This is a genomic window from Lysinibacillus sp. NPDC056232 (genome assembly GCF_042267565.1).
Taxonomy (GTDB): Bacteria; Bacillota; Bacilli; order Bacillales_A; family Planococcaceae; genus Lysinibacillus.
In genome coordinates this window covers 13,715-31,022 of record NZ_JBHJTF010000051.1, presented here as the reverse complement: position 1 = coordinate 31,022, position 17,308 = coordinate 13,715, and the positions used below count along the sequence as shown (strand labels likewise).

16 protein-coding genes are annotated in these 17,308 nt (G+C 39.9%); 1 reads left to right on the top strand and 15 read right to left on the bottom strand.

What is annotated here, in order from left to right; all coding sequences use genetic code 11:
• Nucleotides 1-57 precede the first annotated feature (57 nt).
• From ACFCYJ_RS24405 to ACFCYJ_RS24345, 13 genes are all read right to left on the bottom strand, one after another.
• Nucleotides 58-249, bottom strand: a complete 192-nt coding sequence (locus ACFCYJ_RS24405; protein WP_376078150.1) for a hypothetical protein — start codon at nt 247-249, stop codon at nt 58-60.
• Nucleotides 250-376: 127 nt separating this feature from the next.
• Complete coding sequence (gene gatB, locus ACFCYJ_RS24400; protein WP_376078147.1) at nt 377-1,804, bottom strand: Asp-tRNA(Asn)/Glu-tRNA(Gln) amidotransferase subunit GatB; 1,428 nt, start codon at nt 1,802-1,804, stop codon at nt 377-379.
• Nucleotide 1,805: 1 nt separating this feature from the next.
• Entirely contained in the window at nt 1,806-3,269 is a 1,464-nt protein-coding gene (gene gatA / locus ACFCYJ_RS24395; RefSeq protein WP_376078144.1) for an Asp-tRNA(Asn)/Glu-tRNA(Gln) amidotransferase subunit GatA, read from the bottom strand.
• A 24-nt stretch (nt 3,270-3,293) separates the two neighbouring features.
• The gene (gene gatC, locus ACFCYJ_RS24390) at nt 3,294-3,581 is read right to left on the bottom strand and encodes an Asp-tRNA(Asn)/Glu-tRNA(Gln) amidotransferase subunit GatC (RefSeq protein ID WP_010857153.1); all 288 of its coding nucleotides are present in this window, start codon (nt 3,579-3,581) and stop codon (nt 3,294-3,296) included.
• Nucleotides 3,582-4,099: 518 nt separating this feature from the next.
• Nucleotides 4,100-4,258 carry a hypothetical protein gene (locus tag ACFCYJ_RS24385; RefSeq protein ID WP_376078141.1) on the bottom strand — a complete coding sequence of 53 codons (159 nt, stop codon included), beginning with the start codon at nt 4,256-4,258 and terminating at the stop codon, nt 4,100-4,102.
• Nucleotides 4,259-4,829: 571 nt separating this feature from the next.
• The gene (locus ACFCYJ_RS24380; RefSeq protein WP_376078140.1) at nt 4,830-5,963 is read right to left on the bottom strand and encodes a CamS family sex pheromone protein; all 1,134 of its coding nucleotides are present in this window, start codon (nt 5,961-5,963) and stop codon (nt 4,830-4,832) included.
• Between the two features lie 109 nt (nt 5,964-6,072).
• A complete protein-coding gene (locus ACFCYJ_RS24375) occupies nt 6,073-6,330 on the bottom strand; it encodes a hypothetical protein (RefSeq protein ID WP_376078138.1) in 258 nt (85 codons plus the stop codon).
• Between the two features lie 88 nt (nt 6,331-6,418).
• Nucleotides 6,419-8,425 carry an NAD-dependent DNA ligase LigA gene (gene ligA / locus ACFCYJ_RS24370; protein ID WP_376078135.1) on the bottom strand — a complete coding sequence of 669 codons (2,007 nt, stop codon included), beginning with the start codon at nt 8,423-8,425 and terminating at the stop codon, nt 6,419-6,421.
• 14 nt (nt 8,426-8,439) lie between these two features.
• The gene (gene pcrA, locus ACFCYJ_RS24365; RefSeq protein WP_376078132.1) at nt 8,440-10,692 is read right to left on the bottom strand and encodes a DNA helicase PcrA; all 2,253 of its coding nucleotides are present in this window, start codon (nt 10,690-10,692) and stop codon (nt 8,440-8,442) included.
• A gap of 32 nt (nt 10,693-10,724) precedes the next feature.
• Nucleotides 10,725-11,414 carry a heptaprenylglyceryl phosphate synthase gene (gene pcrB / locus ACFCYJ_RS24360; protein WP_376078130.1) on the bottom strand — a complete coding sequence of 230 codons (690 nt, stop codon included), beginning with the start codon at nt 11,412-11,414 and terminating at the stop codon, nt 10,725-10,727.
• Between the two features lie 110 nt (nt 11,415-11,524).
• The gene (locus ACFCYJ_RS24355; protein WP_004225717.1) at nt 11,525-11,845 is read right to left on the bottom strand and encodes a YerC/YecD family TrpR-related protein; all 321 of its coding nucleotides are present in this window, start codon (nt 11,843-11,845) and stop codon (nt 11,525-11,527) included.
• A gap of 15 nt (nt 11,846-11,860) precedes the next feature.
• A complete protein-coding gene (locus ACFCYJ_RS24350; protein WP_376078126.1) occupies nt 11,861-12,916 on the bottom strand; it encodes a DUF3048 domain-containing protein in 1,056 nt (351 codons plus the stop codon).
• Between the two features lie 71 nt (nt 12,917-12,987).
• Entirely contained in the window at nt 12,988-14,709 is a 1,722-nt protein-coding gene (locus tag ACFCYJ_RS24345) for an adenine deaminase C-terminal domain-containing protein (RefSeq protein WP_376078123.1), read from the bottom strand.
• Between the two features lie 199 nt (nt 14,710-14,908).
• Between ACFCYJ_RS24345 and ACFCYJ_RS24340 the strand changes: the two genes are divergently transcribed.
• On the top strand, nt 14,909-15,343 hold the full coding sequence (locus ACFCYJ_RS24340) for a hypothetical protein (RefSeq protein ID WP_376078121.1): 435 nt from the start codon (nt 14,909-14,911) through the stop codon (nt 15,341-15,343).
• Between the two features lie 434 nt (nt 15,344-15,777).
• Here the strand turns inward: ACFCYJ_RS24340 and ACFCYJ_RS24335 are convergent, their stop codons facing one another.
• Nucleotides 15,778-15,912 carry a hypothetical protein gene (locus ACFCYJ_RS24335; RefSeq protein WP_376078118.1) on the bottom strand — a complete coding sequence of 45 codons (135 nt, stop codon included), beginning with the start codon at nt 15,910-15,912 and terminating at the stop codon, nt 15,778-15,780.
• Between the two features lie 120 nt (nt 15,913-16,032).
• Nucleotides 16,033-17,289, bottom strand: coding sequence for a phosphoribosylamine--glycine ligase (gene purD, locus ACFCYJ_RS24330; RefSeq protein ID WP_376078116.1), 1,257 nt, complete (start codon nt 17,287-17,289; stop codon nt 16,033-16,035).
• Between the last annotated feature and the right edge of the window lie 19 nt (nt 17,290-17,308).

The following is a 17,308-nucleotide window of genomic DNA, read 5'->3' as shown; positions in this document are numbered from 1 at the left end:
GTCGCTTCGCTTTCGCACAGTTAAAACATTTGTTGCTGTCGCTTCGCTTTCGCACAGTTAAAACATTTGTTGCTGTCGCTTCGCTTTCGCACAGAGCAAAGCTTCCTGGGGCGTCCGATGAGCCGCTTGGGCCAACACGAAGTTGGTCACGAAGGCGTTATCATAGGACGTGATGCTTTTAGCCTTCGTTCCTTTATATCGCTGATCCCCAAGGAGTCGCCCAGTCTCCACTCCAATCAACTTATCCACATAACATATGTTTTAACATAAATTATCCCCGATTAAATGCCCTAAAGATTCTTAGTATGTATTAATTTTTTAAAATAAAAAGCCAAGAAAACAAATTTGCTCTCTTGGCCCTCTATTGCAATTGCAATTAACGTTTTGCAATTTCTTGTTGTAATAATTTATTGACCATTGGTGGGTTCGCTTGACCTTTAGTAGCTTTCATAATTTGACCAACTAAGAAGCCGATAGCGCGATCCTTACCGTTTTTGAAGTCTTCGATTGATTGTGCATTGTTGTCTAGAACTTCTGTAACGATAGCAAGTAATGCACCTTCATCAGAAATTTGAACTAAACCTTTTGCTTTAACGATTTCTCCTGCAGAACCGCCTTTTTCTACTAATTCAGCAAATACTTTTTTACCGATTTTAGAAGAAATTGTACCGTCAGTGATTAATTTCACCATTTCTGCAAGGTTTTCTGGTGTTAATGCAGTATCTTTAAGGTCTTTTTGTTCTGCGTTTAGATAGGCAGAAACATCACCCATAAGCCAGTTTGCTGAAAGCTTTGCATCCGCATCTTTAGTTACCATTGCCTCGAAGAAGTCTGAGATTTCTTTTGAAATAACAAGAACTCCTGCATCATATGGTGTTAAGCCTAATTCTTCAACATAGCGTTTTTTACGAGCATCTGGTAGCTCTGGAATTTCTGATTTTACTCGTTCTAACCATTCATCATCGATTGATAGACGAACTAAGTCTGGCTCTGGGAAGTAACGATAATCGTCTGTTCCTTCTTTCACACGCATAAGAATTGTTTTACCTGTTTTTTCATCGAAACGACGAGTTTCTTGATCAATTACCCCACCTGAAAGAAGGACATCAGCTTGGCGTAATTCCTCGTGCTCTAAACCACGGCGAACATAGTTGAAAGAGTTCAGGTTTTTAAGCTCTGTTTTCGTACCGAATTCTTCTTGACCGTATGGGCGGATTGAGATGTTGGCATCACAACGTAAAGATCCCTCTTCCATTTTACAGTCTGAAACATCTGCATATTGGATGATTGATTTTACTTTTTCAAGATACGCATACGCTTCGTTTGGTGTGCGAATATCTGGCTCAGAAACGATTTCTACAAGTGGTGTACCTTGACGGTTAAAGTCAACTAAAGAGTGGTCGCCACTGTGAGACAGTTTACCAGCATCTTCTTCCATATGAAGACGTGTAATACCGATACGTTTTGTATAACCATCTACTTCGATATCAACCCAGCCGTTTTTACCGATCGGCTTATCAAATTGAGAAATTTGATATGCTTTCGGATTATCTGGATAGAAGTAGTTTTTACGGTCAAATTTTGTTTCTTGTTCGATTTCCATATTTAGTGCAAGTGCTGCACGCATTGCGAAATCTACAACATTTTTATTAAGTACAGGTAGGACACCAGGATAACCTAGGTCGATAACTGTAGTATTTGTATTTGGTTCAGCACCGAAATGAGCTGGTGCTGGTGAGAAGATTTTTGAGTTTGTTTTTAACTCAACGTGTACTTCTAAACCAATGACTGTTTCAAAGTTCATGTTATTTTCCCTCCCAAATTTGAGGAACTTGTTTATGGAACTCCGTTGCTTGTTCAAAAGCATGAGCTACACGGTAAATTGTTGCTTCATCGAAATATTTACCGATAATTTGTAGTCCTAGTGGTAGACCATTTTCAATACCACATGGGATTGAGATGGCTGGCACACCAGCTAAGTTCATAGGAATCGTTAAAATATCATTTGCATACATCGTCATTGGATCATCGACGTTTTCACCAATTTTAAATGCTGGTGTTGGAGAAGTTGGGCCAATAATTACGTCAAAGTCTTCAAATACTTTGTCGTAGTCTGCTTTGATAAGTGTACGTGCTTGTTGAGCTTTTTTGTAGTAAGCATCATACGTACCTGCACTTAGCGAGTAAGTACCAAGCATGATACGACGTTTTACTTCATCGCCAAAGCCTTGTGCACGTGTTTCTTTATAAAGGTCCATCAAATTATTAACATTTTCTGCACGGAAACCATAACGGATCCCATCAAAACGAGAAAGGTTAGAAGACGCTTCAGAAGAAGAAAGAATATAGTATGCTGCAAGCGCATATTTCGAGTGAGGAAGCGATACTTCTTCTACTGTAGCACCTAAGCCTTTTAATACTTCTAATGCATCAAGCACAGATTGACGTGCTGCTTCGCCAACACCTTCACCAAGGAATTCTTTAGGCACAGCGATACGTAAGCCTTTTACGTCACCTGTAAGGGCTGCTGCGTAGTTTGGTACTTCTACGTCTGCTGAAGTTGAATCGTTTGCATCTAATCCTGCGATTGCTTCAAGTAAAAGGGCGTTATCTTCAACATTACGTGTAATTGGTCCAATTTGATCTAAAGAAGATGCAAATGCAACTAGACCAAAACGAGATACACGACCATATGTAGGCTTCATCCCTACAACACCGCAATAAGCCGCTGGTTGACGGATTGAACCACCTGTATCAGAACCAAGTGAGAATGGTACTTCACCTGCTGCTACTGCTGCTGCAGACGCACCTGAAGATCCACCTGGTACGTGGTTTAAATTCCACGGATTTTTTGTTGTTTTATAGTATGAGTTTTCATTTGAAGAACCCATTGCAAACTCGTCCATGTTTAATTTACCGATAGTGACCATACCAGCTTCACGTAGCTTTTTAACTACTGTTGCATCGTAAATTGGCATAAAGCCTTCTAAAATTTTAGAAGCACAAGTTGTTTCTAAGCCTTCTGTAACGATGTTGTCTTTAACACCGATAGGAAGACCGAAAAGTGGTCCACGCTCTTCAAATGGCACTTTATCCATTTCAGCTGCTTGTGCAGTTGCTTTTTCTTCGTTTGAAGCAAGGAAAGCTTGTACATCGCCGTCAAGCTTCGCCACACGTTCGTATGCTTCTTTTGTTAAATCAGCGATTGTTAGGTTACCAGCTTTAATATCAGCTTGTAACTCCTTTGCTGAACGTTCAAATAACGTCATGAGGAATCCTCCTATGTTTTAGTATTACATGATAGCTGGTACTTTTACTTGACCATCTTCTTGTTCTTTTACGTTTAACATCATTACTTCACGGTCTAAACCTTTTGTTGCCACATCTTCACGCATTACGTTTACTAGTGGTAAAACGTGAGTTGTTGGTTCAACATTCGTTGTGTCTAACTCGTTTAGTTGCTCTGCGAAGTCTGTAATTTTACCAAGCTGTTCAGCAAATTTCTCTGCTTCCTCTTCCGTAATTGCAAGACGTGCTAAATTTGCCACGTGCTTAACTTCTTCTTTTGTTAATTTTGCCATTTTTCACACCTCCGAATACTCATTCAATTCATTGCTTTTGTCGATAACAATAGGGTTGAATAAAGTTAACCATGCAAATAATCATAACATTTTTCATATTAAAAATCACAACTTTCACCAAAAATAAAGAAACTTTCACTACTATGACGAAGTGTCGTCTTTAGGGACTGTTTTTAGAGTCCTTCTTATAGACTTCGCTTTTCAGAAGTAGGGCATGGATTGTGTGCTGTGCTCTCTTCTATTTATCGGGTCGAGGTCGTTTTGATGACTTTATCCGTCGCTCCGGGGAATCTTTCCGTCGCTTTTGCTCTTCTATCCGTCACTTCGGCGGAGCTTTCCGTCTCCCTTTTTTCTATCCGTCGTTTCAAAGATTTTATCCGTCGCTCCGGGGAATCTTTCCGTCGCTTTTGCTCTTCTATCCGTCACTTCGGCGGAGCTTTCCGGCGCCCTTTTTTCTTTCCGTCGATTCGAAGATTTTATCCGTCGCTCCTGGGAATCTTTCCGTCGCTTTTGCTCTTCTATCCGTCACTTCGGTGGAGCTTTCCGGCGCCCTTTTTTCTTTCCGTCGATTCGAAGATTTTATCCGTCGCTCCGGGGAATCTTTCCGTCGCTTTTGCTCTTCTATCCGTCACTTCGGCGAGGCCTTCCGTCTCCCTTTTTTCTATCCGTCGTTTCAAAGATTTTATCCGTCGCTCCGGGGAATCTCTCCGTCGCTTTTGCCCTTCTATCCGTCACTTCGGCGGAGCTTTCCGGCGCCCTTTTTTCTTTCCGTCGATTCGAAGATTTTATCCGTCGCTCCGGGGAATCTTTCCGTCGCTTTTGTTCTTCTATCCGTCACTTCGGTGGAGCTTTCCGTCTCCCTTTTTTCTTTCCGTCGATTCGAAGATTTTATCCGTCACTCCGGGGAATCTTTCCGTCGCTTTTGCTCTTCTATCCGTCACTTCGGTGGAGCTTTCCGGCGCCCTTTTTTCTTTCCGTCGATTCGAAGATTTTATCCGTCGCTCCGGGGAATCTTTCCATCGCTTTTGCTCTTCTATCCGTCACTTCGGCGAGGCCTTCCGTCTCCCTTTTTTCTATCCGTCGTTTCGAGAACTTTATCCGTCGCTCTGACGTATCTTTCCGTCACTTTCGCTTTTCTATCCGTCGCTTAAAAGAGTCTATCCATCACTCCGATTTCTTCCAACAAATATTATCCAATCTCATTTTTCTTCCCACAAAAAATATAGTCAGCACAAGGCTGACTATATTTTAATAGATATGGACGTAAGGTTCTTTTTCGTTGGCATTCTTTACGATTAATGCCTCTGGACCGTTAACTGAGGTGATACTTACTTCAACATTGATGTTATCAAATTGATTGATAAGAACACCTGTTAAATATTGAGTGAAGCCTGTAATTTCAAGCTTGCCAAAGAATTGGATTGGTACTTCAATCGATAACTTTTGAATTTTTTTGTTTTGATAGAAGCCTGTTCCTATCACACTAGTATAGTTTGAAAAATATTTATCTACATCTTGTTTAAAGTTCTTAAAGTTATTGCTAACATCTCGGTATACATCTTGTGATTCACTCGTTGGGAACAGTACATATTCTTCATCCATAGCTTTCCAATCAGCTACGTCGTTTTGTCCAGCTTTAGCTACGCCATAGCTAAAATACGTTCCTGGAATAATGTCATTGCGCGCTTTTTGTTTAAATAAGCCTACAACAATCGGTACATCTTTCAATTCATCACGGGTTCTTAGGCGGGACACAATTTCTGCGGCCATCTTCTTCCCTTGCTCAATCAGTGTTGCCTCCGAAATTGGTTTCTCATAGTATTCCCCATATTTTTCTTTTTGATAGTAATAAATAGAATTTAAGGAAAGCCCTATTGAAATCCCGCCTAATTTTACTTTGTTATCACTAGTTTTTGTTAAATAATTTTGCTCAACAATATGTGATAAATAGATTGGGGCCTTTGTTGCACGTTCTTCTGCTGGCATTGAGTCCGTCGTTGGAGGATTTAAACCTTCCTTCGCTTGTGAACTACGGGCAAGCCAGTCTGTCACTGTGCTTTCCGCTAAATATTGCCCCTCTTGGAAGAAGTAGTTTTCTGTGTCAAACTCATTTTGAGACAGACGCATTAAACCTGTTTCAACTTCCTTCATATCATATTTTGTAAACATATTTGAAACTACTAACCCTCTGCTAGCACTTTGTTTATAAGGTATTAGCGTTCTATAATATGATTCATCAATCTGTAAGCTTGGAATAATTGTTGTTTCCGCTTTTTCCTGTTGCGTCTCCTGTGTTAGCTCTGTCTCCTTCTTATCAGAAGGCACACAGCCGACTAGCATTGCAGCAGCGATAATTGCTGGAATGAGTCGAAATGACTTCATTATGTTAGTACTCCTTTACTGATGTTCAGATTTTGCTTGACGAATTTGTTCATACCTGCCTGTGGAAAGGACGGACAATTCATCTTACTTTACTATAATATTTAGATTATCACCATAACGTAGGGGTGATTTCCGTTCCGGCTGGGCGCTGGGCGCTTGCCGCTGGGCGCTTTGTTGCTGCCGCTTCGCTTTCGCACAGATAAAACATTTGCCGCTGACGCTTCGCTTTCGCGCAGAGCTTCCTAGGGGCGTCCGATGAGCCGCTTCGCTGCGCTGCAGGGTCTCGGGCCAACACGATGTTGGTCACGAAGGCGTTATCACAGGACGTGATGCTTTTAGCCTTCGTTCCTCTACCGCTAATCCCCAAGGAGTCGCCCAGCCCCCACTCCAATTATATAAGGTATATTTTAACAAATGTCACCTACAACTTTTGGTGACGAGTCTGATATTTTCCATTATTTCACAATATTAAATTGTTCGATCAGGCTGTCTTCATTCCAAACTTCAATACCTAACTGCTCGGCTTTTGTTAGTTTAGAACCCGCATCTGCTCCTGCAATGACAAGGTCAGTTTTTTTGCTGACACTACCTGTAACAATTCCACCTAACTCTTCTATTTTCACCTTTGCTTCGTTACGTGTCAATTGCTCAAGTTTACCAGTTAATACGATTGTTTTACCTGCAAAAGGATTATCTCCTACAGCTACCTCTATCTTTTTACCTTTATACGTCATATTGACACCTACTTCAGCTAGGCGCCCAATGACTGCACGTGCATCCTCATTTGAAAAATACTCAACAAGTGATGAAGCCATTTTATCACCAATTTCGTAAATCGCCACGAGTTGCTCCTCTGTTGCTGCCATCACCGCTTCCATTGTTCCAAACTCCTCTGAAACAATTTTCGCTGCCTTTTCACCAACATGTCGTATACCCAATCCAATTAGTAAACGCTCCATCGAATTTCCCTTGGAAGCTTGGATAGCATTGACTAAATTCGCCGCTGATTTTTCTCCCATACGCTCAAGCTCGACAAGCTGTTCCTCCGTTACGTGATACAAATCAGAGACATCATGAATTAAATCTGCACGTAATAATTGCTCAACGACCTTATCACCAAGACCGTCAATATTCATAGCATTACGCGATACAAAATATTTAATGCTCTCCGCGATTTGTGCAAAACATGCAGGATTTACACAACGTAAGGCCACTTCTCCTTCAATACGAATAAGTTCGCTCTCACAAACAGGGCAATTTTCGGGCATTTCATACGGAACTGCGTCTTCAGGGCGCTGCTCCAGTATTACACCTACAACTTGTGGGATAATGTCTCCGGCTTTTCGGATAATGACTGTATCTCCTAGTCGAATATCTTTATCTCGAATTAAATCCTCATTGTGTAATGATGCACGTTGAACCGTCGTACCTGCCACTTGAACAGGCGATAAAATAGCAGTTGGTGTAACAACCCCTGTACGCCCAACCGTTAAATCAATATCAAGTAATGTTGTAACTACTTCCTCAGCAGGGAATTTATAAGCAATTGCCCAACGTGGACTCTTTGCTGTATAACCAAGCTCATCTTGCTGGGCATAGCGATCCACCTTAATGACAATGCCGTCAATTTCATAGGCTAAATCCGGGCGGTTTTCAGTCCATTTTTCGATAAAGGCTAGTACCTCTTCAATCGTTGAGCAGCGTTGACGCTCTTTGTTTGATGGGAAACCTAGTCCCTCTAAATAATCAAGCATCTCTGCATGACCGTCAATCTCATATGCCTCTCCATCTCCCCCAATGGCATAAATAAAGGTCGATAGCTGACGACTTGCTGCTATTTTAGGATCTAACTGGCGTAAAGAGCCTGCAGCTGCATTTCTCGGATTAGCAAATAATTCTTCTCCATTTTCAGCACGTAGGGAATTCAATTTTTCAAATGATTTTTTAGGCATATACGCCTCACCACGTACTTCGATTGTAATTGGTTCCTTCAATCGAAGTGGTATTGCTCGAATCGTTTTTAAATTGGTTGTAATATCTTCCCCTACAACACCGTCTCCTCGCGTTGCTCCTTGTATAAAAACGCCATTTTCGTATTTTAAAGAAATGGCAAGACCATCAATTTTCAGCTCGCAAACATAAGAGAATTTATCACCGATTGCTTGACGTACTTTACGGTCAAATTCACGTAAGTCTTCTTCATTAAAAGCGTTTGATAGACTTAGCATAGGGTAATCGTGAGTCACCTTTTTAAAGCCTTCTACCACTGCTCCGCCAACACGCTGTGTCGGTGAATCTGGGTAAATGAGTGACGGATTCGCTTCCTCTAATGCAATAAGTTCATGTAATAATTGATCATAAACACTATCTGCTACGACAGGTTTATCCAACACATAATAGGCATGACCGTATTCATGTAACAATTTATTTAATTCCACAATGCGCTGTTCAATTTCGTTCATTTATGTTCCCCCGGTTACCCTTTTTCAATAGGTGCAAATTGTGCTAGTAATCGCTTAATACCAACAGGTTGTGGAAAGGCAATATCCAGCTCTGTACTATCACCCTCACCTTTTACACTCACAACCATACCTGTTCCCCATTTTTTATGGATCGCTTTGTCTCCAGCCTTCCAGCCAAATTGGTCTCCACCAGTTGTTTGTATACGAGCTGTTGCAGGCTGTGTTTTCTGAATTGCTCCAAGTGTACGTTTTTGATAGCCGCCTGTTGAACGATTACTAGAGGCAAACGGAACTTCAGGCTTCGTACCACCTTTGGACACCGATTCTGTAATATCCTCTGAAATTTCACCTAAGAAACGTGAGACATTGTTATAGCTAGAACGACCAAAAATCGTACGACTTTGTGCACTCGTTAAATATAAACGTTCCTCTGCACGAGTGATACCTACGTATGCTAGACGACGTTCTTCTTCCATTTCATCCATATCATCAAGTGAACGAGAATGTGGGAAGATATTTTCCTCCATTCCAATGATAAAGACGATCGGGAATTCTAAGCCCTTTGCGGCATGCATCGTCATTAAAATAATGTTACCCTTCGATGCATCATCTTTATCAAGTGCATCAATATCCGCAATTAGCGCTAAATCTGTTAAAAAGGCAACTAAGCTCTTATCCTCACTACGCTCCTCGAAAGCCTTTGTTACTGATAAAAACTCTTCAATATTTTCTAAGCGGCTTTCTGCTTCAATCGTCTTTTCGTTTTGTAGCATTGCACGATAACCAGATTTATCAATGACCTGCTCTACAATTTCTGTCACCGATAAATATTCTTCCATCTCTGTAAAACCTTTAATCATCGCATAAAAATGTTCAGCTGAATTAGCGGCCTTCCCTGTAAGTCCCATGAATACAAGATCATTCATGGCATCAAAAATAGAGCGCTCTTGATCAATCGCATAGCGCGCCATTTTTTCAAAGGAGGTTGCACCTATACTGCGCTTTGGTTCATTGATAATACGTGCAAGTGATAAATCATCATCATTATTGGCAATAAGGCGCAAGTAGGCAAGTAAATCCTTAATCTCTTTACGATCATAGAACTTAGTACCACCAACTATTTGATAAGCCATATTAGACTTAACAAGCACTTCCTCCATCACACGAGACTGAGCATTTGTCCGATAGAGTATCGCAAAGTCATCAAATGAACGATTTTCTTTTTGAATATGCTTCTGGATTGTTTGTACAACGAATTGTGCTTCCTCTTGCTCGTTATACGCTTTGTACAATACGATTTTTTCACCCTCTGCATTTTCTGTACGCAGTTCTTTTGGATAACGTGTTGTATTATTTTGAATGACGTCATTTGCTGCTTGTAGGATGCGTTTTGTTGAACGATAATTTTGCTCAAGCATAATGACCTTAGCACTTGGATAATCCTTTTCGAATGAAAGAATATTGCCAATGTCCGCACCACGCCAACGATAAATCGATTGGTCTGAATCACCTACAACACAAATATTTTTAAATTTCTTGGCCAGCATCTGAACAAGTAAATATTGAGATTTATTCGTATCTTGATATTCATCTACATGGATATATTGAAATTTATTTTGATAATATTCAAGCACTTCTGGTACACGCTTGAATAATGTAATAGTTGTCATAATTAGATCATCAAAATCGAGCGATTGATTGCGTCGTAGTCTTTTTTCATAACCTTTATAAACCCGGGCAATCGTTTTTTCGTAAGGATTATTTTCATTGATTTGACCTGCATAATCGTCCGCAGCTATACATTCGTTTTTTGCTGAACTAATCGCATTTAAAACCGCACGTGGTTCAAAACGCTTCGTGTCAATATTTTCATCCTTCATAACATTTTTAACAACTGATAGTTGATCAGTCGAATCTAAAATTGAAAAGTTACGTGATATCCCTAGCTGATCAATATTGCGTCGTAAAATTCGCACACACATTGAGTGGAAGGTCGATACCCACATACTATCGCCAGTTCCGTTACCGAGAATGCCATCTACACGCTCTCGCATTTCACGTGCAGCTTTATTTGTAAATGTGATGGCTAAAATCTTTGACGGATATACCTCTTTTTCGATGACTAGGTATGCAATACGATGTGTCAATACACGTGTTTTCCCTGATCCAGCACCCGCCATAATTAGAAGCGGTCCTTCAGTTGTTTTGACCGCATTTTCCTGCTCAGGGTTCATACCTGCTAATAAGTTTTTCGTTAACTGCTCCATTCCGCACCGCCTTACAAACGTTTGTTCTTACATTATATATTATTTTTAACAGCCTTAACAGTCGCAAGTGCAGCTTTTAAATCTTCGTAAATAATATTACCAACTACTACTGTATCTGCATATTTTGCCATTTCTGCTGCTTGCTTAGCAGATGTAATGCCACCACCGTAAAACAGTCGCGTATTTTTCAGTTCATTTTTAACAGCACTTACAACCTCAATATCACCATAAGTACCGCTATACTCTACATAAAATACAGGTAGTCTAAAGAAATTTTCAGCCATACGTGCGTAGGCAACAACATCATCAATGGATAAATCAGTTTTTGCATTCGTTACTTCTGCTACTTTACAAGTCGGGTTTAAAATACAATAACCTTCAGCGACTAATTCATCCCATACCATAATATCTCCATATTCTTTAATTGCTTCATGGTGTAAATTTTTAATCCACTTTGGATCGTCACTATTCAACACGGTTGGAATGAAATAATAGTCATAACCTGGTGTTACTGAATCGATCGCAGAAATTTCAAGCGCTATTGGTACTTCAAAGCGTCTTACACGAACAAGTAAATCTAATACACCATCTAAAGTTACACCGTCTGTTCCGCCAACTATAATAACATCTGTACCTGATTCACAAATTCTTTCTAGTGCTTCATCTGAAATATCTTTAGCGGGGTCTAGTTTGAACACATGTCTCCATTCTAAATAATCCATCTATTTTACCACCTATCATTTTCTATCTATTCGTTTACAAGTATAGCTTATGACTGTCTACAAAAAAATGAAAAAGACTGAGCAGAACCTCTACCCAGCCTCTTTACCTACTATTCTTTTGGTGCTTGAAATGGCTTTTCATCTGGATACAAACGACCTAACATTTCATCATATGTATCATTCCCATAATCAAAGCAACGACGTACACGCGAAATAGTTGCTGTACTTGCACCTGTTTCCTTTTTAATGGATTCGTAGGTTTTCTTTAAACGTAGTAAATGCGCAACCTCAAAGCGTTGTGCCAGCGATTGAATTTCACTAATCGTACATAAATCATCAAAGAACTTATAGCATTCTTCGATGTCTTTCAGCTCTAACACTGCTTTAAATAATTGATCTGTTTGATGTCCTCGAATTTTTTCGATTTGCATGCAATCTTCCTCCCTTTAAGGCTGCGTTTTCACCATTGCTTGTAACCCTGGTGAAGTTGGTACAAAATGAACCCAAGACTTCCCTGGTACTAGCTTTACAAGCTCCCCAGACTCTTCTACAGCCATTGGTATTCCATCAATATTAGCCCATTTGACTTCTCTCATATAGCCATTTTGAAATACATACGCATTTCCACCAGAAGTTAAATCAATTTCTTGGCGCCCCTCATTATCAATCGTTCGATGTTTCATTTCAAAAAATAGAACATTTGCAATTGATAATGTGTCGCCTGTTAACATATCCTTTGTGTCAACGCCAGCCGATTGTCGTCCATAACGATTACTTTGATGGTCATACAAATACGAATTATGGAAATACTCACTATTTCCGTAGTAAATGTCAACTCGACTTGTTTCACTGCCTATTTTACCACGTTCATCGGGTTCATAAAAAGCCTGACTTACTTTTTCACGGTAACTCATTGAAGCGCCCACTTTTTTCGCCCCATTTACTATATTTTTAGACGTAATATATGAGTTATGTGGAGCAACACGATCTTTTGAACGTTTAAAAAGTGTCCCATCATAATCCATGCCATTTATATTGTCGACTACATTATTAGTAAGCATCGATTTTGCCTCAGGGCTATAGCCATGCGCTACATAAAATGCATCAAAGCCTTTTGCAAGATCAATAAAATAAGATCGAGCACTACGAACTGGCCCTACAGTTTCTGGCAGTTCACTTTGATAAATTGCTAGCAAACGCGTAACATTGCCTTCAGCCAGCATTTCATAAATAATGTCCGCCGCTTCTATTCCTGATTGTGGACGTGCTTTCTGATGATTATTAATGGTAACCATAATTGGGCGTTGCGTAATTTCCTCCTTAACAGCTTCACCTGTTAACGGAGCAACCTTATCTCCCTCTTTAGCAGTCTCTTCAATAGCAGTTTCTTCATCAACCTTGTTCATATCGTCTTCCTTTACTTCCGACGAATCTTTAGAACATCCTCCTATCAATAAAGTACTAAAAGCCATTGCGATAAATAGTTTCTTCGATTTGAACACAAGCATTACTCTCCTTTAATCAATTACATCTAATTTGTAATTGTTGTGGATATACCATAAGGAAGCTTCAACTAGCGCATCACTGCTGGTAATAATAACTTATTCTTCATAACATCAAAAATCCCTTTTGGTGTTATACGAATATATGGTAAATGTGTAGATTGTAAGAATAATAAAGAATAAATTGCGTCTCCTAAGTGGTAACCACGTTCCGCTAATGCTTGTTTTAAGACCTTCTCTTTTTCTGATAGTTCCTTAACATCCCCATCATGTAAAAGACCACCAATAGTTAATGGGATAGTTGCAATTACTTCACCCTTTTCAGCAAGTACAATACCACCACGCATTGCCTTCATTTCTTCAAAAGCTGTAATCATATCTTCTTTATTTTTTCCGATCAACAAAATATCGCCTGTATTCGAATATGATGAAGCAAAGCCTTGAACACTAGAAGCAAAACCTTTAATCATCGTGTTAACATGCCAATTGCCATCTCTATTAATAAGCATTAAATAACATTCATCATGATCGGCAAGCTGCCCTTCTCTAGTAATTAATGAGTTATATGGTTTGGTAATAACATCATTTACTAACTCAATTCCAAACGGCATCGAGAATTGAAAATCATGAGACGTTAATGAAAAATCTAAGTCAAATGCAGGTAACGCTGAATAGTCAATTGCAGCAAGCCTTTGCACTTGTTCTCCATCGCGTTTTAACCAAACACCCTTCGATAGTACACTTTCAGGAACCGGGTGCCATTCATCTTGTAAAATATTAAGGGAAGCAAATCGACCAGTTGCGATAAAGCCATGTAAGCTGGACATATTATAATAGCGTGCCACATTATAGGAAGCCATTTGATAAGCATCGATTGGTGCTACACCTGCATCTAAGGCTACTTGAATACATTTATCCATCACACCATCTTCATGAAAAGAGGGTGTCGACCCATCCGTTGTCATCATTAAATGATCAAAAATAGGTAGTCCTTTTTCGACGATTCCTTTTAATAGATGTGGTAAGTCAGGACGTATGGAAGAATGACGCAGCGTTACAGCATATCCTTGCATAATACGTCGCTCCACTTCTTCTACTGTCATAGCTTCATGATCACCATCTGCACCAAGTAGCTTCATACGTGCTAAAGTTCGTTCTGATGCACCAGGGAAGTGCCCTTCTATTTTTTTTCCGTAGCCCTTAGCCATTTGCATGCGATAAAGCATTTGGTCATCTCCATGTAACAACCTTGGCCAACCCGTTAATTCCCCTCCAAGTAAAACATCATCCCGTTCTAGCCATTCTAAAATGGACGTATTAGAAAAAATCTCTTCCTCCTGTTCCATTTCAGTTTGCGAATCAAAACGAGTCCACCAATAAAATGAAAACGGTAGAGTTTTCAAACTATCCAGAATTGAAAACGCTTTCTTATTTTCTAAAGATAAAACGAAGCTTAAATTATCTGAAATAAAAGTTGTAGTGCCTAGCTGTCCACAAAAATCAGCAAAAGATTGTGGATGGTATAACTGGAACGGATGAACGTGTGGCTCAATATATCCTGGTACAATTGTTTTATTCGTACAATCTACCACCTCTGTCCCCTCTAATAACGGTGGCATTCTATCACCAGCATAGACAATACGATCTCCTGAAATCCAAATGTTCCCTACTACCCACTGTTTGAGCATGCTATGTAAATAACGCGCATTTTTTAATACAATATCCGGTGCTTTTTTACCATCAATTACAGCTAATTGTTGGCGTAATTCTGTAATTTTCCATACTGGATCCATTCTATTCGCCCCTTCCTGAATTACGTAAAATTTCATTGTGTAAATCCTACTTGAAATCACATACTACTACTGCATAAACGCTTTCTTTCATAAATTTAGTGCTTTATGCAATCATCTTGTTTCAATCGTAACACAGCACTTTCATAAAGCAAAGTGCCCCCGCTTTATTTTTCCCACAATGACTAAAGGAGGAAATATGATGATGCAGGAAACGAATTTAAGCGAAAAAAATGCCTTCTGTCGCTTTGCCATGGGTACAAGTTTAACGGCATTTGGTATCGCTAAGGTCTCAAGAAATCCTAACTGTACGGCAGGTCGATTGATGATTGCTTTTGGTGCCATGAAAATGGCTGAGGGTATCTTTAAGTATTGTCCTACTAAATCTTTACTAAGCTCAAGTATGGGGAGTGCTATGAACACCGGCAACAACTCTTCTATGCAAAGTATGCTCAGTGGCCAAAATTCTATGTCATCTGAACAAATCGATAAACTCATGAAGGATTTCTCCTCCGTTATAACTGGAAATATGTCAGGATCAAACGCAACTGCGTCAAAGCAGTCTGACTCCAGTGCTTCCAATCAAAATTCCTCAGGAAGTAAAAATCCTACAAATAATGCACAAAATCCTTCTTAGTCAAAGGAGCCGTCTCAACTGTATTGTTGAGACGGCTTTCACCTTTGTAAATCATACGTTTGAAAACAATAAGAAGTTTCACTGCATGATAAAATATTTAATTTCAAGTGTGTTGTTTAACCATTCTTTATCCGTCCTAATTAATTAGAAGGCTCTGATTTCCGCTACGGGCTACTCGCTTTCCTGCGGGCGAGCGACGAGCCGCTTCCTCCGCTACGCTCCGTGCAGGGTCTCGTCTGTCTCGCTTTCCCGCGGGAGTCGAGTAGCCCTACGCTACAATCAATTAAAATGGGCATACATTGCAAAATATCAACAAAAAAATCCTTTTATCACTCAAAAATAAACCTATATTTCCCTAACCAACACGCTTAATTTATTTTACTAATCATTTAGTAAATCGCAACGAAAAAAAAGCTTCTTCAATTAGATTTATACTAAAAGTTTGAGACGACATTTATTAAAACATATGCTTTGTATATAAGTTGATTGGAGTGGAGACTGGGCGACTCCTTGGGGATCAGCGTCACAGATGAGACCCTGGAGCGAGCAACGCGAGTGAAGCGGCTCATCGGACGCCCCCAGGAAAGCGCCCAGTCGGAACGGAAATCAACCCCACGCTATGGTGATAAACTTAAGTAAAATGTAAACAAATTTTATCGGGCAATTATAACTCTATAGTTACACAACTACTATTTAAACGTACGCCAGCCGATATCTTTGCGGTAGAAGAAATTGTCCCATTTTTCAGTTGCAATGCCTGCGTATACTTTTTCTTGTGCTTCTTTTAAAGTAGATGCTTTTGCTCCAACTAATAAAACTCGACCGCCATTCCCTACAAACTTCTCATCTACAAGCTTTGTACCTGCATGGAATACCGCGTGTGAAGCTGATAAAGCCTCTAGGTTAGGTAATGCATGTCCTTTTTCAACGTCTCCAGGATAACCTTCAGCGGCAATTACTACGCCTAACATTGCTTCTTCAGACCATTGCAAATCAAATGGCTTCTCATCCATCAATGCTGTCATAAATACACCAAAGTCGGAAGCCATACGTGGTAAAACTACCTGTGTTTCTGGATCACCAAAGCGTGCATTAAATTCAATCACTTTTGGACCATTTTTCGTTAAAATCAATCCTACATATAATATCCCTGTAAACGATACACCATCTGCCTCCATACCTTTCACAGTTGGTTCAACAATCGTCTTATAAGCAATATCCACTATTTCTTGAGAAATTTGAGGTACTGGCGAATAGGCACCCATACCACCTGTGTTTGGTCCTTTATCGCCATCATAGGCACGTTTGTGGTCCTGCGCTATGACCATCGGATAAATCTGACCTTTATGGACAAATGACATAAAGGAGAATTCTTCTCCGTCCAGGAATTCTTCAATGACAACGCGAGAAGATGATTCACCAAAACGTTGGTTCCCAATCATATCCTCTACAGCTTCAATCGCTTCATCTTCAGTCATTGCTACAACTACACCTTTACCAGCTGCTAAACCATCTGCCTTGATAACGATTGGAGCACCTTGTTCTTTAATATATGCAATAGCCTTATCTGCTTCAGTAAATGTTTCATGGTTTGCTGTTGGGATATGATATTTATTCATAATATCCTTAGCGTATGATTTACTGCTTTCGATTTGTGCCGCTGCCTTTGTTGGACCAAATATTCGTAAGCCACGAGCCGTAAAGAAATCCACGATTCCTTCAGCAAGTAGTTGCTCAGGCCCAACAAAGGTTAAATCTACTGCATTTTCTTTAGCAAATTGCGCCAAGCCTGCAAAATCCATTGAATCAATCGCTACAACTTCTGCATCGCCTCGCATACCATCATTACCAGGTGCTACAAATACTTTATTAACAGATGGTGAAATACTAAATTGTTTGGCGATAGCATGTTCTCGACCGCCGCTTCCAATGACTAATACTTTCATTTTAGGGAATCCTCCTCTT

Excerpts from the sequence above, each read along its gene's own strand:
- ligA (WP_376078135.1), bottom strand. The coding sequence starts at position 8,425 with ATGAACGAAATTGAACAGCGCATTGTGGAATTAAATAAATTGTTACAT.
- gatB (WP_376078147.1), bottom strand. The coding sequence starts at position 1,804 with ATGAACTTTGAAACAGTCATTGGTTTAGAAGTACACGTTGAGTTAAAA.
- gatC (WP_010857153.1), bottom strand. The coding sequence starts at position 3,581 with ATGGCAAAATTAACAAAAGAAGAAGTTAAGCACGTGGCAAATTTAGCA.
- pcrB (WP_376078130.1), bottom strand. The coding sequence starts at position 11,414 with ATGGATTATTTAGAATGGAGACATGTGTTCAAACTAGACCCCGCTAAA.
- pcrA (WP_376078132.1), bottom strand. The coding sequence starts at position 10,692 with ATGGAGCAGTTAACGAAAAACTTATTAGCAGGTATGAACCCTGAGCAG.
- gatA (WP_376078144.1), bottom strand. The coding sequence starts at position 3,269 with ATGACGTTATTTGAACGTTCAGCAAAGGAGTTACAAGCTGATATTAAA.
- ACFCYJ_RS24340 (WP_376078121.1), top strand. The coding sequence starts at position 14,909 with ATGATGCAGGAAACGAATTTAAGCGAAAAAAATGCCTTCTGTCGCTTT.
- purD (WP_376078116.1), bottom strand. The coding sequence starts at position 17,289 with ATGAAAGTATTAGTCATTGGAAGCGGCGGTCGAGAACATGCTATCGCC.
- ACFCYJ_RS24345 (WP_376078123.1), bottom strand. The coding sequence starts at position 14,709 with ATGGATCCAGTATGGAAAATTACAGAATTACGCCAACAATTAGCTGTA.
- ACFCYJ_RS24380 (WP_376078140.1), bottom strand. The coding sequence starts at position 5,963 with ATGAAGTCATTTCGACTCATTCCAGCAATTATCGCTGCTGCAATGCTA.
- ACFCYJ_RS24335 (WP_376078118.1), bottom strand. The coding sequence starts at position 15,912 with ATGAGCCGCTTCACTCGCGTTGCTCGCTCCAGGGTCTCATCTGTGACG.
- ACFCYJ_RS24355 (WP_004225717.1), bottom strand. The coding sequence starts at position 11,845 with ATGCAAATCGAAAAAATTCGAGGACATCAAACAGATCAATTATTTAAA.